This is a genomic window from Comamonas sp. Z3, from assembly GCF_008121565.1.
GTDB lineage: Bacteria > Pseudomonadota > Gammaproteobacteria > Burkholderiales > Burkholderiaceae_C > Comamonas > Comamonas brasiliensis.
Genome location: NZ_VOQU01000004.1, coordinates 593231 through 614477, shown reverse-complemented (window position 1 = coordinate 614477; position 21247 = coordinate 593231). Strand labels below are relative to the sequence as shown.

22 protein-coding genes are annotated in these 21247 nt (G+C 62.4%); 14 read left to right on the top strand and 8 right to left on the bottom strand.

Translation table 11 applies throughout. The annotated features are described in order from the left end of the window. The first annotated feature begins 2 nt into the window (after nucleotides 1-2). From FSY59_RS14960 to FSY59_RS14940, 5 genes are read left to right on the top strand one after another with little or no spacing between them, the layout of a single operon-like run. A complete protein-coding gene (locus tag FSY59_RS14960; protein ID WP_255439476.1) occupies nucleotides 3-947 on the top strand; it encodes a type II secretion system F family protein in 945 nt (314 codons plus the stop codon). Further along, complete coding sequence (locus tag FSY59_RS14955; protein WP_148729224.1) at nucleotides 947-1900, top strand: type II secretion system F family protein; 954 nt, start codon at nucleotides 947-949, stop codon at nucleotides 1898-1900. Before FSY59_RS14960 ends, FSY59_RS14955 begins: the two co-directional genes overlap by 1 nt. Further along, nucleotides 1897-3561: a tetratricopeptide repeat protein gene (locus tag FSY59_RS14950; RefSeq protein WP_148729223.1), complete on the top strand. Its 1665-nt coding sequence runs from the start codon at nucleotides 1897-1899 to the stop codon at nucleotides 3559-3561. The genes FSY59_RS14955 and FSY59_RS14950 overlap by 4 nt, the downstream gene beginning before the upstream one ends. Nucleotides 3562-3578: 17 nt before the next feature. Beyond that, complete coding sequence (locus tag FSY59_RS14945; protein WP_050872505.1) at nucleotides 3579-4004, top strand: DUF3613 domain-containing protein; 426 nt, start codon at nucleotides 3579-3581, stop codon at nucleotides 4002-4004. Between the two features lie 21 nt (nucleotides 4005-4025). Then, the gene (locus FSY59_RS14940) at nucleotides 4026-5591 is read left to right on the top strand and encodes a pilus assembly protein TadG-related protein (RefSeq protein WP_050872507.1); all 1566 of its coding nucleotides are present in this window, start codon (nucleotides 4026-4028) and stop codon (nucleotides 5589-5591) included. Here the strand turns inward: FSY59_RS14940 and FSY59_RS14935 are convergent. The 6 genes from FSY59_RS14935 to apaG all read right to left on the bottom strand — a co-directional run bounded on the left by FSY59_RS14935 (nucleotide 5585) and on the right by apaG (nucleotide 11961). Beyond that, on the bottom strand, nucleotides 5585-6085 hold the full coding sequence (locus FSY59_RS14935; protein WP_148729222.1) for a CinA family protein: 501 nt from the start codon (nucleotides 6083-6085) through the stop codon (nucleotides 5585-5587). The genes FSY59_RS14940 and FSY59_RS14935 overlap by 7 nt on opposite strands. Before the next feature lie 23 nt (nucleotides 6086-6108). Continuing rightward, a complete protein-coding gene (locus tag FSY59_RS14930) occupies nucleotides 6109-6702 on the bottom strand; it encodes a phosphatidylglycerophosphatase A (protein WP_148729221.1) in 594 nt (197 codons plus the stop codon). 21 nt (nucleotides 6703-6723) lie between these two features. After that, the gene (locus FSY59_RS14925) at nucleotides 6724-8340 is read right to left on the bottom strand and encodes a mucoidy inhibitor MuiA family protein (protein WP_148729220.1); all 1617 of its coding nucleotides are present in this window, start codon (nucleotides 8338-8340) and stop codon (nucleotides 6724-6726) included. 187 nt (nucleotides 8341-8527) lie between these two features. Further along, the gene (thiL, locus tag FSY59_RS14920; RefSeq protein ID WP_148729219.1) at nucleotides 8528-9505 is read right to left on the bottom strand and encodes a thiamine-phosphate kinase; all 978 of its coding nucleotides are present in this window, start codon (nucleotides 9503-9505) and stop codon (nucleotides 8528-8530) included. Nucleotides 9506-9567: 62 nt separating this feature from the next. Continuing rightward, nucleotides 9568-11535 carry a site-specific recombinase gene (locus tag FSY59_RS14915; RefSeq protein ID WP_043375583.1) on the bottom strand — a complete coding sequence of 656 codons (1968 nt, stop codon included), beginning with the start codon at nucleotides 11533-11535 and terminating at the stop codon, nucleotides 9568-9570. A gap of 18 nt (nucleotides 11536-11553) precedes the next feature. Beyond that, a complete protein-coding gene (apaG, locus tag FSY59_RS14910; protein ID WP_019043152.1) occupies nucleotides 11554-11961 on the bottom strand; it encodes a Co2+/Mg2+ efflux protein ApaG in 408 nt (135 codons plus the stop codon). 31 nt (nucleotides 11962-11992) lie between these two features. Here apaG and rpe point away from each other — a divergent pair, with 31 nt between their 5' ends. The 3 genes from rpe to speE all read left to right on the top strand — a co-directional run bounded on the left by rpe (nucleotide 11993) and on the right by speE (nucleotide 14957). Beyond that, on the top strand, nucleotides 11993-12673 hold the full coding sequence (rpe, locus tag FSY59_RS14905; RefSeq protein WP_050872514.1) for a ribulose-phosphate 3-epimerase: 681 nt from the start codon (nucleotides 11993-11995) through the stop codon (nucleotides 12671-12673). Between the two features lie 196 nt (nucleotides 12674-12869). Further along, nucleotides 12870-13553 carry a phosphoglycolate phosphatase gene (gene gph / locus FSY59_RS14900; protein WP_050872516.1) on the top strand — a complete coding sequence of 228 codons (684 nt, stop codon included), beginning with the start codon at nucleotides 12870-12872 and terminating at the stop codon, nucleotides 13551-13553. A 138-nt stretch (nucleotides 13554-13691) separates the two neighbouring features. Next, the gene (gene speE / locus FSY59_RS14895; protein ID WP_148729218.1) at nucleotides 13692-14957 is read left to right on the top strand and encodes a polyamine aminopropyltransferase; all 1266 of its coding nucleotides are present in this window, start codon (nucleotides 13692-13694) and stop codon (nucleotides 14955-14957) included. A gap of 1 nt (nucleotide 14958) precedes the next feature. Here speE and FSY59_RS14890 read toward each other — a convergent pair whose 3' ends face one another. Continuing rightward, complete coding sequence (locus tag FSY59_RS14890; RefSeq protein ID WP_148729217.1) at nucleotides 14959-15564, bottom strand: chalcone isomerase family protein; 606 nt, start codon at nucleotides 15562-15564, stop codon at nucleotides 14959-14961. 428 nt (nucleotides 15565-15992) lie between these two features. Between FSY59_RS14890 and trpE the strand changes: the two genes are divergently transcribed. From trpE to trpC, 6 genes are all read left to right on the top strand, one after another. Continuing rightward, complete coding sequence (trpE, locus tag FSY59_RS14885; protein WP_012840114.1) at nucleotides 15993-17492, top strand: anthranilate synthase component I; 1500 nt, start codon at nucleotides 15993-15995, stop codon at nucleotides 17490-17492. Between the two features lie 166 nt (nucleotides 17493-17658). Continuing rightward, nucleotides 17659-17988, top strand: a complete 330-nt coding sequence (locus tag FSY59_RS14880; RefSeq protein ID WP_003060763.1) for a chorismate mutase — start codon at nucleotides 17659-17661, stop codon at nucleotides 17986-17988. Nucleotides 17989-17992: 4 nt separating this feature from the next. Next, nucleotides 17993-18574 carry an aminodeoxychorismate/anthranilate synthase component II gene (locus FSY59_RS14875; RefSeq protein ID WP_050872520.1) on the top strand — a complete coding sequence of 194 codons (582 nt, stop codon included), beginning with the start codon at nucleotides 17993-17995 and terminating at the stop codon, nucleotides 18572-18574. 111 nt (nucleotides 18575-18685) lie between these two features. Then, a complete protein-coding gene (gene trpD / locus FSY59_RS14870) occupies nucleotides 18686-19729 on the top strand; it encodes an anthranilate phosphoribosyltransferase (RefSeq protein ID WP_144244974.1) in 1044 nt (347 codons plus the stop codon). Continuing rightward, on the top strand, nucleotides 19726-19887 hold the full coding sequence (locus tag FSY59_RS27375) for a hypothetical protein (RefSeq protein ID WP_003050438.1): 162 nt from the start codon (nucleotides 19726-19728) through the stop codon (nucleotides 19885-19887). The genes trpD and FSY59_RS27375 overlap by 4 nt, the downstream gene beginning before the upstream one ends. Then, nucleotides 19880-20680 (top strand): indole-3-glycerol phosphate synthase TrpC, encoded by an 801-nt coding sequence (gene trpC / locus FSY59_RS14865; RefSeq protein ID WP_003050441.1) that lies wholly within the window; start codon nucleotides 19880-19882, stop codon nucleotides 20678-20680. Before FSY59_RS27375 ends, trpC begins: the two co-directional genes overlap by 8 nt. A 21-nt stretch (nucleotides 20681-20701) precedes the next feature. Here the strand turns inward: trpC and FSY59_RS14860 are convergent, their stop codons facing one another. Then, complete coding sequence (locus tag FSY59_RS14860) at nucleotides 20702-21106, bottom strand: winged helix-turn-helix domain-containing protein (protein ID WP_003050444.1); 405 nt, start codon at nucleotides 21104-21106, stop codon at nucleotides 20702-20704. Nucleotides 21107-21247: the final 141 nt, after the last annotated feature.

Here is a 21247-nt window from a genome sequence, read left to right as displayed (position 1 = left end):
TCATGAGTCTGGCGCTGCTGATCGCTGCAGCCGCCATGGCGCTGTGGATGCTTGTCGGGCGGCAGCAGAAGACGCACCGTATGACCAGGCATCTGGAGCAGAGCTTGGAAAAAAGTGCGGCGGCAGCGGCCGGATTTACCGCCAAGGATGCAGCGGCATCCGCTTTTGATAACTCTGTGGCAGATGCGCTGCTGGGCAAAGAGAAGAAGGCAGGCTGGCCGGTTCCCGCGATTTTGCTGGGTACGGCCAGCGCCCGGCTTTTCTATGGTGGTCTGGCATTGATTGTCGCGGCGTTTCTGGCCATAGCCTTTGGCGCTGGCTGGCTCGCCGGTGGCGCAGTGCTGGTGGTGCTGGGGATTGGCTTCTTCTTTCTGCTCTATGCGCGTGCGCTTAAGTACCGCGCTAGGCTCACGCAGCAACTGCCTGGCTTTCTTGATAACACGGTGCGCTTGGTGACGATTGGCAACTCCGTTCAGGCTGCCTTCCAGATGGCAGCGGCAACCACCAAAGACCCTTTGCAGTCGGTCATGGAAAAAGCCGCCAGTCTGGCCCGTGCAGGCATGGATCTGGAGAATGCGGTGGCTCATGTGGCCAGGCAGACTAGGTTGGACGAGCTGCATTTGCTGGCAGCCATCTTGCGCATCAGTGTGCGCTATGGCGGTCGGGTCGATCTGCTGCTGGAGCGTGTGGCCCACTTCATGCGTGACCGCGAACAGGCCGAGCAGGACTTGTCTGCCATGACGGCAGAAACGCGCATGTCGGCCTGGGTTCTGAGTCTGCTGCCGGTAGCGGTGTGCTGTCTGATCATTGCAGTCAACGCTGGCTATTTTCTGAATATGTGGAATGACGCCAGTGGCCGCAACATCATCTGGGTTGCGGCTGCGTTGCAGGTCTTTGGTGTGCTGCTGCTCTACCGCATGGCCAAGCTCGACGAGGGGGCCGACTGATGGAGACATCCCGTGTTTTGCTGATGCTGAGCATTGCGCTGCTTGCTGTGGCTGCGTTGATCGGTGCTGCTGTGATTGCCTATGCGCATCAGCGCCGAGAGCGCAGCAGCCGGGTGGTCCAGGATGCACTGAGCCGCAGCGGTGCTGCTGCGGCGAATGCGGCGACAGTGCCTTCCAGGCCCGCAGATCTGCTGCGTTCGCTCAATGGCGATGGCGAGCTGCCTGCACACTGGCTCAATACCTCGTTTGGCAAGGCATTGGTTGCGCAGGAAGACCGCATTTTGCTGAGCAAATGCGGCTGGAGATCGACTCGTGCGCAGCTGCAATATCTGATAGCGCGCTGCGTGGTTTCCATCATGTTCGCGCTGCTTGCGTTCTTTGTTTTTTCGGGCAGCAAGCAATTTCTGCTTTATTTGTTTGCCGCCTTCACCATCGGCTTTTTGCTTCCCAAATGGGTGTTGCGCAGCGTGGCTCGCCGCCGCAGGGCCAGCGTTGCCCGCGAGCTGCCCTTGCTCGTCGATTTGCTGGGCTTGCTGCAAGGCACGGGCATGAGTCTGGATCAGACCCTGCAGGTCATTGGCTCTGACTTCGGCAATGTCATGCCCGTACTCGCGAAGGAAATACAGCTGGCCAGCCAGCAGTACAGCCGGGGCAGCACACGCGAGCGCTCCTTTGGGCGCATGAGCGAGATCTATCAGAACGAGAACCTGGCCAATCTGACATCACTGATGATTCAGATTGACAGATACGGCGGAGCCGTGCAGGAGCCGCTGCGCATTTTTGGCGAGCGGCTGCGTGAGCAGCGCAAGGCCAAGATGAAGGAGATGATAGGAAAGATCTCAGTCAAGATGACAGGCGTCATGGTCGTGACGCTGCTGCCGGCCCTGATCATCATTACAGCCGGACCGGGATTCCTGGCCGTGATCCGGGCATTGGGAGGGATGACAATATGAGAAACAACAAGCAATACATGATATTGCCTTTGGCGGTTGCTACGATGGCCATGCTGTCGGGCTGCTCCAGCATGGGCAATCTGCTGGGGCAGAGCCAGCCCGTGCTGTCGCCCGCGGCCAAGGCTGCGGCAGACAGGCCGCTGGAGAAGGAGGCGGTGGTCGACACGCAGGATACCTACCTCTCTCTGGTCAAGCAGATGCAGTCCAAGTCGCTCTGGTATGCCTCCATCGCGCACCTGGATGCACTGGACAAGCAATGGGGCGCTTCCAGCGATTCGCGGCTGCTGCGCGCCGATGCCTTGCGTCAGGTGGGGCAGCTCAGTGCGGCCATCCCCATCTACCAGGGCCTGCTGGGCAGTGCCAAGGATGGGGCCGCACGCTACGGCCTGGGCCGTGTGGCAGCAGAGCAGGGCGACTTTCGCAGTGCCGCACAGCAGATGGAGCAGGCGCGCATGAGCAACCCTGTGGATTCGCGCCTGTTGACCGATCTGGGCTATGCCTATCTGCGTGCGCATGATCTGAACGCAGCGCGCATTCCGCTGATGCAGGCGGCGCAGCTCAACCCCGAGGATGCACAGGCCAATGTCAATCTGAGCCTGTTCATGATGGTCAGCGGCCAGAGCGCGCAGGCTGAAGAATTCATGCGCCAGCGCAAGCTGGACGCACAGACCCAGCAACTGGTCAAGGAGCAGGCGGGAGAGTGGTTGAGGACAGCAAGCCTGGCAGCAGCAAAGCCTGCCGCAGCTGCGACCGGAAAGGTCATCAACCTCTCCCGTCCGGAAGTGAAGACCGCCCCCGAGGCCGTCGCCAGCTCCGGGAAATCCGCCGAAGTGCCGGAGCCTGCTGCAGTGCAGGAGGTACCCGCCGCAAAAAAGCCCGTACCGGAGCCTGAAGCAGCAAAGGCTCCGTTAGCGGTAGTCAAGGCTGCGGAGTCTGTGCCATCTCGTACCGCTCCGTTGCCGCTGCCCCAAACTCAGCCCTTGGTGGCGCGGAGTGTGGAGCGGGCGCCCAGCGGTGGTCAGTGGATGGTCTCTGGCGGCAGCTTTGATGCAGGAAGGCCGCGTCACCCCGGTCAGGGGGCGAGCCAGTTTGTGCCGGCCGCTCCGCAGACCTATGCCTATGCGCCGCCTGTGCCTGTGCAGGCAATAGCTGCTCCTGTCGATGTAGCGGCTAGCGCTCCATTGGAAATGATTTCAGAGTCAAAGCTGCCTGAATTAGCCGTAGATAAAGCGCAGCAAGCTCCTGTATCAATAGCAAAAGTGGCACCGCCGCTGGGGGCGGCCGTGGCGACGGCTTCTCGGTCCGCGAAGCAGGAGACGCCCAAGCCTGCACAGCCTCTGCTTACCGAGGCGATGCCCGCAAAACTGCAGCAGACGCCGCCGGCACCGGCTTCGCAAGCCGAGCCTGTGGTGCAGCCCGTGATCGCGCGCCAGCCTGTGCGCCCGACAAGATCGATGCCGGAGGCTGCGGTGGTGATGGCTGCGGCACATCCTGCCGCCGTTCGCCAGGCCGTTGAATCCGGTGGCAAACAGGCGGTGCAAGCCATGCTGCCCCAGCGCGCGGCGGCGGGCGGCTTGTTTTTCGAGACACCCGATGAAGATGCCGGCAGCAAGCCTGCAGCTTCTGCCAAGAAGAGTGCGCCCGAGCGTGCCTGGCCCTGAACCTTCAAGGAGTCCCCATGAATACGCAGACAGCATTCACCCAACGGGCGCGCGCATTCACCCTGGCGTTGATGGCACTGGGAACTGCCTCGGTCGCCATGGCGCAGGCCGGCAGCAGTACCGGCTCCGGCACGGGCGTGACCAATATGAGTGCGCCCCGAAGTGCGGCAGCGATGCCCGCAGCACCTGCACAGGCAGCAGTGACGCAGACTCCGGCTCCCGGCAATGCCACCCTGACACCGCCCGCAAGCAATCGGGTGGGCGACGCCACCAGCTATCTGCTGGCATTGCAGGCCAGCGGCCAGTACGCATCGCGCAATGCCTATCCCGTGACAAGCGATGTGGCCCAGCGTACCTATCAGCGCTATCTCGAGAGTTTTACCTACAAGATTCCGGAGAGCTCTGAAACGCAGGTGGGTAGTACAACCAGCGGCAGTCGCTAGCCGTCAACAGAGGCTCTCTGCATGCAGTCTTTTGCCAAAGGTCTGGCCCCTGCTCCCATGCGTCGCCAGTCGGGCTCGGTGGCGACGCTGGGAGCACTATGGCTGATGATTGCCGTGATCTGCCTGGCAACCATCGATATCGGCAATGTGTTCTGGCAGAAGCGCGAGCTGCAGAAGATGGCGGATCTGGCGGCGCTGGCCGGGGCCAGTGGCACGCCTCGCAGCGGAGCATGTCAGTCGGTGGCGGCAGATAGCATTCCAAGAAACGGGGGCATTGCATCGGAATTGGTGAGCACTGCGGAGGGGCGTTGGGAAGTCAGAACCGGATTGACGTCAGAGCAGTATTTCGTCGCAGGGCAGGGGCCGTTGAATGCCTGCAAGGTGCAAGTGGCCAGAGTGGTCCCCTACTTGTTTCTCTTCGGATCGGACTTGAATGCGGGGGGGCGACAAGTAACGGCTTCTGCAACGGCTTTTCGCGCACCACGTCTCGCGCGACTTTCTGTGCGGTCTACCTTGCTAGATCTGGATACCACAAAGTCGGATTTGTTGGACGCCGTGATTGGAGGAATGCTGGGAGGCAGCATCAAGCTGGGTGCCGTTGGTTGGAAGGGCATCGCGGGTGCCGATATCAATCTGCTCAAATTTCTGGATGCGTTGAAAATTCGTGGTTCACTGAATGTGGGCAGCTACGATGAAGTCGTTAACGCGAAAGTCTCTCTCGGCAATTTCATGCTGGCCATGGCCGATGTCTTGCCGCAGCAAGGAAATGCCGCGGCGATAACGGCCTTGAAAGTATTGGCCGCCGGAGTCGGGCAGATCCAATTGGCATTGGCAGATGTTTTGAAACTGGGAACGGGACTGGGAACGGAGGCATTGCGTACGGACCTGAACGTGCTGGACATGGTCACCTTACTGGCCCAGTTTGCCAATAGCAAAAGTGCGGCGAAAGTCGGCGTCAATCTGGATCTGGGACTGGTTCATACTGGTGTGAATCTCAAGGTCATAGAGCCGGCGCAGAGTGCGATTGGAGATCCTGACAGAGATGTCATCCAGGCCAAGACATCCCAAATAGACCTCGTGGTTGGATTGGGCCTGAACTTGGTGCTGGTGGGGGTGAATCTTTCCCTGGATGTGAAGCTGGCCCAGGGTGGTGCCCGTGTCACGGGTTACCAGTGCAGCAGTGCTGGAAAGTCTTTGACTGTCCTTGGGCAGACCGGAGTGGGAACCGTTGCACTGAAGGGTGAGGCGACTCTGCTGCTTTCGTTGATCAAAATTCCAGTCGTGATCTCACTACCCTTGCTGTCGCAGCCCCAACAGTTGCTGTTCAATAGTCCGCCGCCGCCTAGGCTGGATAAGCCTGCAGTCTGGTTGAGCATGGTGCAAACCAATTTGGTGGGAGCCTTGTTCACTGCGCTGGAAAGTCAGCTCGGTCCACTTGGTACGCTGCTGGCGGCAGTTCTGTCTCCACTGACGTATGCGCTCGACTTGATACTGAACTTGCTGTTGAGCCTTTTGGGTTTGAGCCTTGCGCAAACAGATATCGGGGCTCAACTCAATTGTGACACCAATGTGGAGTTGGTTTACTGACCGGGCATCAGCCGTCTTGCCAAGTCTTGTAGAGCTAGACAGGTGGTGACCTCGCGGATTTTCTGGCGAGAGCCATGGAGTGCAAGTCTCTGAGCATGGGATGTATCCGCGGTGCTCCACCCCACCCACACCGTTCCCACAGGCTTTTCGGCAGAGCCTCCGCTCGGGCCGGCAACCCCCGTCACGGCAATGCTGACCTGGGCGCGTGAGTGACGCATGGCGCCCTCGGCCATGGCGCGCACGACTTCTTCGCTGACGGCGCCGTGCTTGGCGATCAGCTCGGCGGGCACGCCCAGCATCTCGGTCTTGGCCTCGTTGGAGTAGGTCACGAAACCACGCTCGAACCATTGGCTGGAGCCCGCGAGATCGGTGCAGGCAGCGGCAATCATGCCGCCGGTGCAGCTTTCGGCGGTGGCCAGCATCCAGCCTTTTTCGGTCAGCCTGGCGGCCAGTTGCTGCACCAGTTCTTCGATGCTGCTTGCTTGTGTGCTCATCGTCTCCTCCATGGCTTGCACCGTCAGAAGAAATGTCGCCAAAGGGCGACCACCAACAGGGTGCAGAAAGCGGCTACCAGGTCATCCCACATGATTCCCCAGCCGCCGCGCAGGCCGAAGCCTTTGAACAGGCGGTCCGCCCATTTGACGGGCTGGGGCTTGACGGCATCGAAAAAGCGGAACATCGCAAAGCAGGTCAGCTGCCCCCAGAAGCCCATGGGCATGCACAGCCACAGAACAATCCACATGGCGACCACTTCGTCCCAGACGATATGGCCGGGGTCGGCCACGCGCATATGCTTTGCGGTGACGGTGCAGGCCCACCAGCCTACGGGAATGCTGGCGGCAATCAGCCAGCCGATCTGTGCCGGGCTCAGCCACAGTGCCAGCACCAGATAGGCCAGCCAGGCCCACAGGCTGCCCACCGTGCCGGGCGCGACGCGGGGCAGGCCGGAGCCAAAGCCCAGAGCAATCAGATGGGCCGGGTGTTGCAGCATGAACTTCACGCTGGGGTGGGCGATTCCCGCCGCACTCATGCTGGGGCGTGCTTTGTTATTGATAGCTGCTTGCGCAATACCCACATGCGCTGCGGCGCTGTTTGATGAATCGTCCGTCATAGCGTGATGATAAGCGCAGGCTTATTGCAGGCCGGTGATGGGCTGGTTTTCGGGAAAGCGGATCTGGTGCGTGGCCTGGAACTGGGCCGTGCTGCGGGCGGCCAGATTCTGCTCCCAGGCAACCATGCCGTTTTGCGCATTCCAGCTGGTGGTGGCGGGCTGCGGGTTGTACTGCGACTGCACCTTGATCTGCTCATTGCGCGAAACAGGAGCCGAGTCCAGCACCTGGAGCGCAATGGGCTGGTTGTGGCGGTTTTCCACGGCATAGTTGCGCACGATGCTGCGCTCGGTCTTGCTGCCGGCCCAGCCGCCGCTGCCGGTATGGCTTTGCGCAGGCAGGCGGCGCACCACCACGTTGTCATCGCGGCCAAAAGACAGTCCTTGCGCCAGCGCCTGGGCGTTGCCAAAGTCCAGTCTGCCATTGCCAACCAGTGCCTCGTCGCGCAGCAGCGCCACCGGGCCTGCCGGCCAGATGCCTGGCGGAGCCTGCAGCGTGGCAATCAGATAGGCCGCCTCTTCCATGGCCGGCGCGGTGCGGGTCAGCAAGCTGGTGGCCAGATTTTCCTGACCTAGCGACAGCGTGATGCGCTCGGCGCTGGAGGGCACGCTGATCTTGTACGGCACGATGAATTGCGTGCTGTAGGCCGTGTTGATGCTGGAGACATCGAGCACCGGCAAGTCCGGTGCCGCTGCCTCTTCGCGCATCGCCCTGGCTCCGCCGCGCGCCATCATGGCGACGGGGGCGGGTGCCGGTGCGGCGGGGGGCAGTGGCTGAGCGATATCCACCGTCCAGGGGCGTGGCATGACTCCCTGGGTGCTGCGGCCGGGCTGGCCGGTGGACAGGCGCAGGCGCACATTGCTCCAGTCTTCGCCACTGGCCTGCACGACCAGGGCCTGGCGCTCCAGCTGCACCTGCTGTCTGGCGGTGTTCAGCTGTGCACGGTAGCTGGGCTGCCAGCTGGGGCCGCGCACCTGATAGCTCAGGCGCACATTGGCCGCGCGTGCGCTGGCCAGCTGCACGCTGACTTTCATGACCTGAGACTGCTCGGAGCCCGTGCGGTCGCGCTCCTGGCGCAGAGGCTGCAGCTGTGCCAGCAGGTCCTGTTTCTGGCGCTGAATCTGGTGGGCCCGCAGGCTGTTGTCGCGGCTGGTCTGGCGCAGTACCTGGCTGGTGCCTGCGATCTGCGCGGGGCTGATTCTGGCTTCGTCGCCAGGCTTGCTCATGCCCTGCAGAAAGTCGCCCACCAGCCTGGCGGCGCTTTCTTCGGCCTCGATGTTCGCGAGCTGATCCTCAAGGCTGCGAATCTGCTGATCCAGCGGGCTGGTGCATTCCTTGGCAGCCATCTGCCTGGACTGCATCAGGGTCTTGATCTCTCCCACGCGCACGCCTTCGTCGCCGCTGATCTGCAGGCTTTGCGTGTCCACGCTGGCGGGCAGGCATTCAAAGCTGAGCAGGCGGGTCTGGGCTTCGATGCGTGCCTCGCGCTGTACGGCAGCGATGCCGGGATAGAGCGTGACTTCGGTGATGGGCGCGCGATTGCCCGAGACACTGAGGCTGCCGGCGTCGGCCAGGGCGAGCCCGGGCAAAGCAGCTGCGACACAGACCATGGACACAGGCAGAAGACGGTTTGAACGCATTGGCAGCTCTTGTGGGCAGTGGACAGGGACATGACTTGTGCAAAACGGACTCAGGTAAGACGACTGCCTCAGCAGGCCGGCCCCTGATGCATTCCTGTTTGCGTAAGTCCTAAGGGTTTGAGCTTAACCCAGGCGGTTTCCTATCCCTTTGCTGGCGCCTCTTGCGTCCGGACCGCGCTCCTTGCGTTCATCCGCCGAAGTGGTCGAAGGACTTCCAGCGGTTTTGCAGCAGCGCACCGTCCGCACCGATCACGCGCAGGCCTGGCTCGGCATCGATACGGCCTATGCGATGCACCGGCGTGCCGCTGGCAGCGCCTGCTGCCAGCACGTCGGCATGCCGGGCGGCGGGGGCGGTAAAGCACAGCTCGTAGTCATCGCCGCCGGCCAGCGTGCATTGCTGCTGCAGTCTTGCATCCAGTTGCCATGCACTGCCTGACGCGTAGGCGGCAGCTGCCATCAGGGGCGTGACGCAGCGGCTGTCTACCGTGGCGCCGACGCTTGACAGCTCCAGAATATGGCCGAGATCGCCGAGCAGGCCGTCGCTGACATCCAGCGCGCTGCTGGCAAGGCCGCGCAGCGCCAGGCCCAGGGCCACACGCGGCGTCGGTGCTTCCAGCCGCTGGCGGGCCTGCAGCAGCAGCTCGGCAGGCAATTGCACGCGGCCCAGCATGGCCTCCAGTGCCAGGCGAGCATCGCCCAGAGTGCCGCTGACCCAGATCTCATCCCCGGCCCTGGCGCCGCTGCGCAGCAAGGCCTGGCCGGCAGGGACTTCGCCGAACACGGTGATGCAGATATTGAGCGGGCCGCCCGTGGTGTCGCCTCCGATGAGTTCGCAGTCATGGGCATCGGCCAGGGTCAGCAGGCCGGCCGCAAATTCGCTGATCCAGTCTTCGTCGGCACCGGGCAGGGACAGGGCCAGCGTGAACGCCAGAGGCCTGGCACCGCTGGCGGCCAGATCGCTGAGGTTCACGGCCAGAGCCTTGTGGCCCAGCAGGCGCGGGTTCACATCGGCAAAGAAGTGGCGGCCCTCGACCAGCATGTCGCTGGAGATGGCCAGCTGCATGCCGGGGGCCGGGGCCAGCAGCGCGCAATCGTCGCCCACGCCAAGGGCGGCGCGACGCACGGGGCGCTGGAAATAGCGGCGGATCAGATCGAATTCACCCATGAGGTCTCTGGCCGCCCGCAATGCTGCGGCCTGGTGGGCCGCTGGTCAGCGGCGGTTGAAGGTCAAGGCCAGAAAAAGCTCAGCGGCCTGCGCCAGAAGCGCTGGCGTATGGCCTTGTAGATGCGCGAGCGGTCCACGCCGCTGACGTTGTGGGCACGCAGTGCGACGCGGAAGGCCAGGTAAAAGCTCACCCCCACGTTCAGCGCCGCATTGAAGGGCAGCATGGCCACGGCCCACCACAGCAGGTCGTCATGCAGCACCTCCCAGCCCAGCGATGCCACGGCCACGCCGATCTGGCCCGTGGACAGGGTGACGTGGCGCACTTCCAGTCCCAGACCGAAAAAGGCCGCAAATGCAGGCACCAGCCCCAGCATGAAACCCAGCGAGATATTGGATGCCAGGCTGGAGACATTCTTGCGCAGGAAGCGCGCCCAGCGATCTGCGCGAGCCGTGCCCAGAAAGCGGGTGATGCCAGGGTTGTAGCGAATCACCGAGTCGATATTGCGCAGCACAAACCAGTTTTCGGCACCGCCGGCAATCAGGCTGCTGACAAACAGCAGCACGCCGGTAAAGGCGGCGAAGAGCACGGACGGCCCCAGCAGGCTCAGCGAGTCCAGCACCTGGCGCGCATGCGGGGTGCTGAGCGCCTGATGACCGACCAGATAGGCATAGCCCAGCGACAGCAGCAGTGCCCCGGGGAAGACGATGAGCACGTTGCCCAGAATGGCGGCCACCTGGGAGCGCACCAGATGGGCGACTTCGTCGACGAACTCCAGGATGGAGTCATCGCTTTGAATGTCCTTGAGCTTGGCCGCCATGGCCGGCGCCGTCATGGCCGGCTGCTTGGTGGCCACCGTGAAATGCAGCATCTGGATCAGCACAAAGCTGATGGCGTAGTTGAAGCCCGCAGCCAGTCCCGCCCAGAAGACCGACAGGCCCAGCGCATACAGCGCAAACTTGGCCAGCGTGGTGAAGGCCATCACCAGGCCGCCGCCCGCGGCCTTGGCCACCATCTTGCGGTACTCACTGCCGTCACGGGTGATGTAGTGCTCGCCGGTTTCGGCGCTGCGCTCGGCCACCTTGGCGGCCAGCAGGGATGAGTTGGTGGACATCAGCGCGCGCACGCTGCGCCGCTCTATGCCCACGGCCACCAGGTTGGACAGCAGCTCTGACGTCTCGTAGGCGCGGTCTTCGGCCAGCAGGCAATCGAGCAGGCGGCGAATGCGCAGAATGCGCGCACGCACCTGGCGCAGGCGGAAGATCAGTCCGACGGAAATGCCTTCGGCCTCGACATAGGAGTACACCGACGATACGGCGGCGCGGCAAGCCTCAAGCCGCTCGCGCAACTGCGCTGCAGCGGCGTCGCGCCTGTCGGTGGTGCGCAGCGGCAGCATGACTTCCACGCGCAGGTTTTCCACATCGTGGATCAGCGCATGAAACGGCTTTTCCTCGCGTGCCTGCTCGCTCATGCGCAGACGCAGCTCGGGGGCAAACCCCGTGGAGAGAATCTGGCCCGCGCAATAGGTGATGGCGTCCAGCAGATTGCGCTCCCAGAAGCTCACGCCTTCGTCCTGCTGCTGCGGGGTCAGCAAGGTGGTGATGCGGGCCATGAGCTGGCTGTCCAGCGCATGCAGCCAGCGGGCGTCGAAGCGGTCGGGAAAGACCAGCATGAACAGCTCGGAGGCGTCCTCGGTCTCGGGCGTGCTGGGCAGCAGCTTGTAGCGCAGGCGCTCGGCCACTTCGCTGGCCATGGCAGTGCGCGGGGCAAAGCCGAAATCGGCCAGCAGGGCGGTGATGTCCACCGTCTCCATCAGCGTCTGGCTCCAGCGGCGCAGCCGGGCCAGGGCTTCGGGGTCGGCCTCGAAGGCCTCCACGACCTGTTTCACGCGCTGCACGGCGCCTTCGACAGAGGGCTCGGCCGCGCGAATCCATTCAGCCAGATAAATCAGCCACAAATGGCGTTGTGCAAGGCCTGCATCGGGGTCCAGGGAGGCCAGCAGGCCGGGCAGATCAAGAGTGCTTTTCTTCATGCAAATGTGGGGCAGGCCTCAGTGCAGAACGCGCTTCTCGGGCATGGGCATGGGGTCGCCGGACTCGTTCATCTGCAATACGAAGAGCGGAATCTCGCATTCGAAGGTCTCGCCCTCGTGATTCACGCAGAGATAGCTTCCCCGCATGGTGCCCGTGGGCGTACGCAGCTGGCAGCCGCTGCTGTACTCGAAGGACTCACCAGGCTGCAGCAACGGCTGCCGGCCCACCACGCCCAGGCCTTTGACCTCTTCGACATGGCCCAGCTCGTTGGTGATGATCCAGTGCCGCGCAATCAGCTGCGCCGGCACCTCACCCGTGTTGGTGACGGTAATGGTGTAGGAAAACACATAGACGCCGGCGGCCGGGGCGGATTGCTCGGGCAGGTAGGCGGGCTGGACTTGGACCAGAAACTCATTCATCGGCATGAGCTAATGGTAACTGCGACAATGGCAATCCATGAGCCCCACCTACCGTATTGCCCCCTCCATCCTGTCAGCCGACTTCGCCCGTCTGGGTGAAGAAGTGCGTAATGTCATTGCGGCCGGCGCCGACTGGATCCACTTTGACGTGATGGACAACCATTACGTGCCGAATCTGACCTTCGGCCCCATGATCTGTCAGGCTTTGAAGCCTCATTCGGTGACACCCGATGGCAAGCCTGTGCCCATCGACGTGCATCTGATGGTGCAGCCCGTGGACGATCTCGCCACGGCCTTTGCCAAGGCAGGTGCGGACTACATCAGCTTCCACCCCGATGCGTCGCAGCATGTGCACCGCAGCATCCAGAACATCAAAAGCCATGGCTGCAAGGCCGGTCTGGTGTTCAACCCTGCCACGCCGCTGGACGTGCTGGACTGGGTGATCGAGGACATCGACCTGATCCTCTTGATGAGCGTGAACCCCGGCTTCGGCGGCCAGAGCTTTATTGATAGCACGCTGCGTAAGGTGGAAGCCGCTCGCAAGCGTATCGAAGCCAGTGGCAAGGATATCCGCCTGGAAGTGGATGGCGGCATCAAGGAAGCCAATATCCGCGCCGTGGCCGATGCCGGTGCCGATACCTTTGTGGCTGGCAGCGCCATCTTCGGCAAGCCGGATTACAAGGCGGTCATCGACACCATGCGCAAGAATCTGGCCTGACTCCCGCTTAAGGCGCTGCGACCCGCAGCTCCTTCGCACCGAGGCGGCGAGGCCGCCCAGGCCTGGTTTCCTGCCCTGACTTTGGCTGCGCTCGATACACGAGCGCGGTTTTTGGAGTCGGGGTATGAAAGTTTTAGTGTTTTTGGCTGCAAGCCCAATATTGAAAAGCGCATGCAGCTATTGAATTGATAGTTGTATGAAGCTGAATCTGCCTGCTCCCGCAGCCGCCCTGGAACTGGATGCCGTCATGGTCGACCTCGATGGCACCATGGTGAACACGCTGGGTGACTTTGCCGAAGCGCTCAACCGCATGCTGACCGATCTGCAATTGCCGGCCATCAAGCCGCAGATCATCGAGAACATGGTGGGAAAGGGCAGCGAGCATCTGATCCGCTCCGTGCTGGCGCATGTGCAGGCGCCGGACATCGATGCCCTGTATCCCCGGGCCTGGCAGCGTTATGAGCACCATTACCTGGCCATCAACGGCCAGTTTGCCGATGTCTATCCGGGCGTGGCCGAAGGTCTGCAGGCACTCCAGTCCCTGGGGCTGCGCATGGCCTGTCTGACCAACAAGCCTTTGTCCTTTGCCCAGCCCCTGCTGGCCGCCAAGGGGCTGGACGGCTTCTTCGACTGCGTGTTCGGCGGCGACTCCTTCGCGCGCAAAAAGCCCGACCCCATGCCGCTGGTCGAGACCTGCAAGGCTCTGGGCAGCGAACCTGCGCGCACGCTGATGGTGGGTGACTCCAGCAACGATGCCCAGGCCGCCCATGCCGCAGGCTGCCCCGTGGTGCTGATGACCTATGGCTACAACCACGGCGAGCCCATCACGGCGGTCGAGGCCAGGGCCCACCTGGATTCCCTGGCGCAACTTGCAGTGTGATGCTGTCTGTTGGTCTGCATATCTGGCAAGAAAGAGTGCGGATAAGCATATTTGCTAGAGTCATTGGCTTTGTTTGAACCAATGCCGGCTCGTGCATCGCCTTGCAGCCGGCAGAGAACGAAGGGGGACTCACGCCACATGCACGGACTGCACCTGACTGCCGACCTTTACCAATGCGCAGGCTGCGAGCGCTACATGCTCGATGCCGATGCCATCGCCGGGCTTTGCCGCGAACAGACTGCGGCCTCGGGGCTGACCCTGGTGGATGACACCTGGGTGAAGTTCCCGCCCTATGAAGGCCAGCCCGGCGGGGTGACGGGTACGGTGCTGCTGGCGGAGTCCCATCTGGCCATACATACCTGGCCCGAGACGGGCAGTGTCACCATCGACGTCTATGTGTGCAATTTTTCCGCCGACAACTCGGGCAAGGCCCGCAGGCTGATGGAAGGCGTGATCGACGCTTTCGCGCCCCGAAAGGTGTTGCGCCAGCAATTGATGCGCGGCGACATCGGCATGGCGCAGCCGGCCGACCACGACGTGGACCCTGCACCCGGGCCCGAATCCGGCTGGGCCATGGAGCAGCTCACGCCCCATGCGCGCTTTGGTTACCGCGCCACGGCGCTGCAGACGCAGCAGACCCCGTATCAGAAGCTGGATCTATTGCAGACGCCGCAGTTCGGCAAGGTGCTGCGTCTGGATGATTGCTTCATGACCTCCGAGGGCGAGGAGTTTTTCTATCACGAGGCGCTGGTGCATCCGGCCGCCATGGCCCACCCCGCGCCGCGCAAGGCCTTGATTCTGGGAGGCGGCGATGGCGGGGCCGCGGAGGAGCTGCTCAAGCATCCGAGCATCGAGCGCGTGGTGCTGGCCGAGCTGGACGAGGCCGTGGTGCAGTTCTCGCGTCAGCATCTGCAAGCCGTGCATCGCGGCGCGCTCGATGATGTCCGTGTCGAGGTCTGCATAGGCGACGGTCTGGCCCTGATGGAGGCAACCGATGAGCGCTTCGATCTGGCGCTGATGGATCTGACCGATCCAGACACCCCGGCCAGCGCTCTGTATGCGCCTGACTCGCTGGCATGCATGAAGCGTGTGCTGGCGCCGGGTGGCGCGCTGGTGCTGCATCTGGGCAGTCCCGTCTTCCACGGCCCGCAGGTGGCTGAACTGGTGCGCAGCCTGCGTCAGCAGTTTGCCGTGGTGCGCTGCTACGGCCTCTACATTCCGCTTTACGGTGCTTACTGGGGGCTGGCCGTGGCCTCCGATGAGCTCGATCCGCTGGAGCCGAAGGCGCAGCAGCTGGCCGAACGCCTCAGGCAGCGCAAGGTGCGGGATCTGCAGTATTACAACGAACAGGTGCACGGTGCGCTGTTTGCGCTGCCCAACTATTACCGCGAGCTGCTCAAGTGAGTCAGCCGGCCTCGCCCAGCAGCGCTTTCTTGAGCTGCTGATCGGCGGGCCTGGGGCCCAGCCAGATGCCCAGCAGGGCGTTGAAGAATTCGGGCTCCTTGAAGGCCTCGCCCTGTGGCTGGCCCTTGACGGTCACGATGGTGCCCTGGCCGGGCAGCCAGTCCACCATGAAGGTCTCGCCTGCAAGCAGCTTTTTGTGCTGGGTGAAGATCTCGCTCATGCGCATCACCCCTGGAATCAGCTTGGAGAAGGCTGCCCGCTCCATATTGTCTTCCATGCCGCGTGAGAACAGCTTGCCCAGCTCGGCCGAGTCGATATCGCGCAGCATGGTCACGCTGATGCGCTTGGGACCGGGCAGGGCCGCAATTTCCTGCAGGCTGCGCGCCGGCTTTTCCAGATACAGACCGGCGGTATAGACCTTGAAAACGGCCTTGTAGCGGGTGCCCGCGCCGTTGAGCTCCAGCTTCGTGCCCTGGGACTGCAAGCTGGGTGCGTAGTTCACACCATGCAGCTTGACGGGTTCAGTCGGGCGCTCCTGAGCATGGAGGGCAAAGCTGGCAAGCGCTGCAGCCAGCAGCAAAGCCTGTGGCCAACGTAAGCTGGGCATGAATGTCTCCTCGTGTTGGTTGTTCCTGGCCGCTCTGCAGGTGGCCTTGAATTGCGAACGGTCGTGCATATTTGTGTCTGCCAGATTTCATCGCAATAAGGACTGTCCCCAGCATGGAAGTCATTGCATGGCATAGAAGCGCCATTGTTTGCGCGTCGGCGCTATGCGCTACACTGTCCGCATCATGTTCATTCATCGCACGTTCAATGCAGGTTGTGGAGACCGGGGAGCCTGGCCCTGGCGTAAGCCTGCACATCTGAACTGCTGAAGCACCCGGCACGAGCCCGGCGTGCACCCCGCGGCCCCATGCGTTGCATACTTCGGGCCAATTGGAATGAACCGGCGCATCCTCTCTTCAAACGCGTCATCTGCTTCGCAATCAAACTTGTGCAGATGCACCATGCGCCATGACTCCCGGAGCTTCTCCCGTGATCACGGAACTGGAATTCAAATCGCTTGCGGCCCAAGGCTATAACCGCATCCCGCTGCTGATCGAGGCCTTTGCCGACCTCGAAACTCCGCTGTCCCTCTATCTCAAGCTTGCCCATGCCAATGGCGACGGCAAGTACAGCTTTCTGCTGGAATCCGTCGTCGGCGGCGAGCGCTTCGGCCGCTACAGCTTCATCGGCCTGCCAGCACGCAGCTTTGTGCGCGCCTCGGGCTTCGGTGACCAGGCCAGGACCGAGGTCGTGACCGATGGCAAGGTGGTGGAGACTGCCGGCGGCAATCCGCTGGACTTCATCGCGGCCTATCAGCAGCGCTTCAAGGTGGCCGTCACGCCGGGCATGCCGCGTTTTTGCGGCGGTCTGGCCGGCTATTTCGGCTATGACGCCGTGCGCTATATCGAGAAAAAGCTGGAGAACAGCTGTCCGCCCGACAGCCTGGGCACGCCCGACATCATGCTGCTGCAGTGCGAAGAGGTCGCCGTCATCGACAACCTCTCGGGCAAGCTCTACCTCATCGTCTACGCCAACCCCGGCGAGGCCGAAGCCTATACCCGCGCCAAGAAGCGCCTGCGCCAGCTCAAGGACCAGCTGCGCTATTCGGTCAGCGCGCCGCAGATCCGTGCCGGCGAGAGCTATCCCGCAGAGCGCAGCTTCGACAAGCAGGACTATCTGGACGCCGTGCAAAAGGCCAAGGAGCTGATTGCGGCGGGCGACTTCATGCAGGTGCAGGTAGGCCAGCGCATTCACAAGCGTTTCACGGCCTCGCCGCTGTCGCTGTACCGCGCGCTGCGCTCGCTCAACCCCAGCCCCTATATGTACTTCTACCATTTCGGAGATTTCCATGTGGTGGGGGCCAGCCCGGAGATTCTGGTGCGCCAGGAGCGCACGCCCGACGGCCAGAAGGTCACGATTCGCCCCCTGGCCGGCACCCGTCCGCGCGGCAATACGGTGGAGGCCGACAAGGCCACCGAGCAGGAACTGATCGCCGACCCCAAGGAGCGTGCCGAGCATGTGATGCTGATCGATCTGGCACGCAACGATATCGGCCGCATTGCCAGGACCGGCAGCGTCAAGGTGACCGAGGCCTTTGCCGTGGAGCGCTACAGCCATGTCATGCATATCGTGAGCAATGTGGAAGGCATCTTGCAGGATGGCATGGACAATATGGATGTCTTCAAGGCCACCTTCCCCGCCGGCACATTGACGGGGGCTCCCAAGGTGCATGCCATGGAAGTCATCGACCGGCTCGAACCCAGCAAGCGCGGCATCTACGGCGGTGCCTGCGGCTATCTGAGCTTTGCCGGCGACATGGATCTGGCGATTGCGATCCGTACCGGCGTCATCAAGGACAACGTGCTCTATGTGCAGGCCGCTGCCGGCGTGGTGGCCGACTCCGTGCCCGAGCTGGAATGGAGAGAGACCGAGCACAAGGCCCGCGCCCTGCTGCGCGCCGCAGAACTGGTTGAGGAAGGTCTGGAATGAAAAACGACTACTCCCTGAGGCGCTGCGCACCTTCTCCCTTGAAGGGGGACGACGGCCTTTGCTGGGGCAGCCCACGCTGCGGGGCGGCCCTTGCTGGCCCTCTCCTGCAAGGCGATGCAACAGTTTCAAGTGCAGTGACTGACCTGCCACGCGATGGAGAAATGCAATGAATCGTTCCATTGAGAAGGTGCAGCACTGCACCACCATGGAAGATGTGCGCCGCAACGTGAATGCGCTCGACGATGTGCTGGTGCCGCTGCTGGTCACGCGCATCGGCTATATGCAGCAGGCAGCGCGCATCAAGGGTGATGCAAGCCAGGTGCGCGATGAGGCGCGCATCGAAGCCATCGTCAGCCGCGTGCGTGAGCGCACGGCGCAGGAGGGCGGCCAGCCCGATGTGATGGAGACCGTCTATCGTGCGCTGATGGAAGCCTGCATCGACTACGAACACCAGGAATTTGCGCGTCTGCGTGAACCCAAGAAATCAGGGGAGTAAGACCATGAAACTGCTGATGGTCGATAACTACGACAGCTTTACCTACAACATCGTCCAGTACTTTGGCGAGCTGGGCGCGCAGGTGACCGTGGTGCGCAATGACGAAACCACGGTGGCCGAAGTCGAGGCGCTGATCGCGCGCGAAGGCATCGAGCGGTTGGTGATCTCGCCCGGCCCCTGCTCGCCCAACGAGGCGGGCATCTCGGTGGCGGCGATCAAGCATTTCGCGGGCAAGCTGCCGATTCTGGGTGTCTGCCTGGGGCACCAGAGCATTGGCGCGGCCTTTGGCGGCGACATCATCCGGGCTGGCCAGCAGATGCATGGCAAGACCAGCGTGATCAGCACCGACCAGATGGGCGTGTTTGCCGACCTGCCCAGACAGTTCACGGTCAACCGCTATCACTCTCTGGTCATAGACCGGAACACGCTGCCCGAGTGCCTTGAAATCACGGCGACCAGCGAAGATGGTGAAATCCAGGGGGTGCGCCATCGCGAACTGGCCATCGAGGGCGTGCAGTTCCACCCCGAGAGCATTCTGACCGAGCATGGCCATGCCATGCTGAAGAACTTTCTCGAGCAGAAATAACCGCTGATTTATTGATAGCTGCCAGCGCTTGTCACTGCTTGATTTCAGAATAAAAACAATAGGAAATCAAGTTTTGGTATGCGCAAGCAGCTCCTAAAAGCATAGTGAGGTATTGCAATGATCACTCCCCAGGAAGCGCTGCAGCGAACCATCGAGCATCGTGAAATCTTCCATGACGAAATGCTGCATCTGATGCGCATGATCATGCGCGGCGAGCTCTCGCCGGTGATGACGGCCTCCATCATCACCGGCCTGCGCGTGAAGAAGGAAACCATTGGCGAGATCTCGGCTGCGGCCGAGGTGATGCGCGAGTTCTCCAACAAGGTGAACGTGCACGACAAGAGGAATCTGGTCGATATCGTCGGCACCGGCGGCGATGGCGCCAACACTTTCAACATCTCCACCTGCTCTATCTTTGTGATTGCGGCGGCGGGCGGCAAGGTGAGCAAGCATGGCGGGCGCAGCGTCAGCAGCAAGTCGGGCAGCGCCGATGCCATGGAGGCGCTGGGCGTCAACATCAACCTCAACCCGTCACGAATAGCCGATTGCATACGCGATGTGGGCATAGGCTTCATGTTTGCGCCCAACCATCATCCGGCCATGAAGAACGTGGCCCCCGTGCGCAAGGAACTGGGCGTGCGCACCATCTTCAACATCCTGGGCCCGCTTACCAACCCGGCATCCGCGCCCAATATCCTGATGGGCGTGTTCCACGAAGACCTGGTCGGCATTCAGGTGCGTGCCCTGCAGCGCCTGGGCGCCGAGCATGCGCTGGTCGTCTACGGCCGCGATGGTCTGGATGAGATCAGCCTGGGCGCGGGCACGCTGGTCGGCGAGCTCAAGGACGGCGTGGTGCGCGAATATGAAGTCCATCCCGAGGACTTTGGCCTGCGCATGGCGGGTACGCGCTCGCTCAAGGTCGAGAACCCCGAAGAGTCCAAGGCCATGCTGATGGGCGTGCTGCAGGGGGACCAAGGCCCGGCACGCGATATCGTCTGTCTCAACTCCGGCGCTGCCCTGTATGCGGCCAATGTGGCCGGCTCGATCGAAGAGGGCCTAGAGCGTGCGCAGAAGGCCATCGATAGCGGCGCGGCACTGGCCAAGCTCCAGGAGCTGGTGGCCTATTCGCAAAAGCTCGGCCAGGCAGCAGCATGAGCCTGCTGGATGCGCCCATCTGGAGCGATGCCGGCACCTGGGTCGTGCTGGGCGTCTGCCTGCTGTTCATCGTGGTGGGCATAGGCATGCACCGCGTCATCATGAAGGTATTGCGCGTCCCGGCAGATGCCGCCACCAACAAGGAAAACCATGTCTGACATTCTGAAGAAAATCTGCGACGTCAAGGTCCAGGAAGTTGCCGCTGCCAAGAAGGCCGTGCCGTTTGCCGAGATGCGCCGCGATGCGGAAAGCCGTGTCTCCACGCGCGATTTCGTAGGCGCCATCCGTGCCAAGATCGCCAAGGGACAGGCCGGCGTGATCGCCGAAGTCAAGAAGGCCAGCCCCAGCAAGGGCGTGATTCGGGCCGATTTCGATCCTGCCGATATCGCCCAGAGCTATATGGTGGGCGACGGCAAGATCAGTGCTGCCTGCCTGTCGGTGCTGACCGATCGCCAGTTCTTCCAGGGGCAACCAGACTATCTCAAGCAGGCCCGCGCGAGCACGCTGCTGCCGGTGCTGCGCAAGGACTTCATGGTTGACCCCTATCAGATCTACGAATCGCGGGTGATGGGCGCCGACTGCGTGCTCTTGATCGCCGCCTGCCTGGACGATGCGCAGATGACCGAGATGGAGCAGATTGCGCACAGTCTGGACATGGATGTGCTGGTGGAAGTGCATGACGCCGAGGAACTGCAGCGTGCACTCAAGCTCAAGACGCCGCTGGTGGGCATCAACAACCGCAATCTGCGCAGCTTCGAGGTCGATATCCAGACCACGATTGTGCTCAAGAAGGATGTGCCCGCCGATCGCCTGCTGGTGACCGAGTCCGGCATCCTGAGCCGGGACGACGTGAAGACCCTGCGTGAGGCAGGCGTTGATGCCTTCCTGGTGGGAGAGGCCTTTATGCGTGCCCGCGAGCCGGGTGAGGCCCTGGCCCAGCTGTTTCAGTAAGCGGCAGGCGGCTGCGCAGGTTCAGCGCAGCACCTGCACGTCGGCATCCAGAAAATAGCCGGCGCCGCGCTTGGTCTTGAGCAGCGTGGGCGAGCGACCCGACGTTTCGACCTTGCGGCGCAGGCGCAGCATCTGTACGTCGATGGCACGGTCGAAGACCGTGTCTTCGGCCTGCGTCATGTCCATGATCTGTTCACGGCTCATGATTTGCTTGGGGCGCTTGAGCAGGGCCAGCAGCAGTGCGAACTCGCTCTTTGTGAGCCCCACTTCGTGCCCGGTGGCGCTGATCAGGCTGCGCGTGCGCAGGCGCAACTCCCAGCCGGCAAACCTGAAACCCTGGGGGTTGAGGCTGAAGGCCGGGCGGGCACAGGAGAAGAAGGCCTGCGCGGCAGAGACTGGCAAGTGACTGGCAGAAGACGTGTGCATGAAAACTCCCTGTGAGCCCGAGCTGCCGAGCGGTCAGCTGTGTTGGAGTCGATTTTTTGCAAAATGTCAGAATGTGTCACTCACTGAAATCAGGTATTTTGGGTCCCCGATAGCAGCCAAGCCTGCAGGAACTCCTTCGGG

What these genes read in the sequence shown, in the direction of transcription:
- FSY59_RS14955 (WP_148729224.1), top strand. Translation starts at nt 947, where the DNA reads ATGGAGACATCCCGTGTTTTGCTGATGCTGAGCATTGCGCTGCTTGCT.
- FSY59_RS14950 (WP_148729223.1), top strand. Translation starts at nt 1,897, where the DNA reads ATGAGAAACAACAAGCAATACATGATATTGCCTTTGGCGGTTGCTACG.
- FSY59_RS14880 (WP_003060763.1), top strand. Translation starts at nt 17,659, where the DNA reads ATGAATCGTTCCATTGAGAAGGTGCAGCACTGCACCACCATGGAAGAT.
- apaG (WP_019043152.1), bottom strand. Translation starts at nt 11,961, where the DNA reads ATGCCGATGAATGAGTTTCTGGTCCAAGTCCAGCCCGCCTACCTGCCC.
- FSY59_RS14935 (WP_148729222.1), bottom strand. Translation starts at nt 6,085, where the DNA reads ATGAGCACACAAGCAAGCAGCATCGAAGAACTGGTGCAGCAACTGGCC.
- thiL (WP_148729219.1), bottom strand. Translation starts at nt 9,505, where the DNA reads ATGGGTGAATTCGATCTGATCCGCCGCTATTTCCAGCGCCCCGTGCGT.
- rpe (WP_050872514.1), top strand. Translation starts at nt 11,993, where the DNA reads ATGAGCCCCACCTACCGTATTGCCCCCTCCATCCTGTCAGCCGACTTC.
- FSY59_RS14925 (WP_148729220.1), bottom strand. Translation starts at nt 8,340, where the DNA reads ATGCGTTCAAACCGTCTTCTGCCTGTGTCCATGGTCTGTGTCGCAGCT.
- FSY59_RS14940 (WP_050872507.1), top strand. Translation starts at nt 4,026, where the DNA reads ATGCAGTCTTTTGCCAAAGGTCTGGCCCCTGCTCCCATGCGTCGCCAG.
- FSY59_RS14930 (WP_148729221.1), bottom strand. Translation starts at nt 6,702, where the DNA reads ATGACGGACGATTCATCAAACAGCGCCGCAGCGCATGTGGGTATTGCG.
- FSY59_RS14890 (WP_148729217.1), bottom strand. Translation starts at nt 15,564, where the DNA reads ATGCCCAGCTTACGTTGGCCACAGGCTTTGCTGCTGGCTGCAGCGCTT.
- FSY59_RS27375 (WP_003050438.1), top strand. Translation starts at nt 19,726, where the DNA reads ATGAGCCTGCTGGATGCGCCCATCTGGAGCGATGCCGGCACCTGGGTC.
- gph (WP_050872516.1), top strand. Translation starts at nt 12,870, where the DNA reads ATGAAGCTGAATCTGCCTGCTCCCGCAGCCGCCCTGGAACTGGATGCC.
- speE (WP_148729218.1), top strand. Translation starts at nt 13,692, where the DNA reads ATGCACGGACTGCACCTGACTGCCGACCTTTACCAATGCGCAGGCTGC.
- FSY59_RS14860 (WP_003050444.1), bottom strand. Translation starts at nt 21,106, where the DNA reads ATGCACACGTCTTCTGCCAGTCACTTGCCAGTCTCTGCCGCGCAGGCC.
- FSY59_RS14960 (WP_255439476.1), top strand. Translation starts at nt 3, where the DNA reads ATGAGTCTGGCGCTGCTGATCGCTGCAGCCGCCATGGCGCTGTGGATG.
- FSY59_RS14945 (WP_050872505.1), top strand. Translation starts at nt 3,579, where the DNA reads ATGAATACGCAGACAGCATTCACCCAACGGGCGCGCGCATTCACCCTG.
- trpC (WP_003050441.1), top strand. Translation starts at nt 19,880, where the DNA reads ATGTCTGACATTCTGAAGAAAATCTGCGACGTCAAGGTCCAGGAAGTT.
- FSY59_RS14875 (WP_050872520.1), top strand. Translation starts at nt 17,993, where the DNA reads ATGAAACTGCTGATGGTCGATAACTACGACAGCTTTACCTACAACATC.
- FSY59_RS14915 (WP_043375583.1), bottom strand. Translation starts at nt 11,535, where the DNA reads ATGAAGAAAAGCACTCTTGATCTGCCCGGCCTGCTGGCCTCCCTGGAC.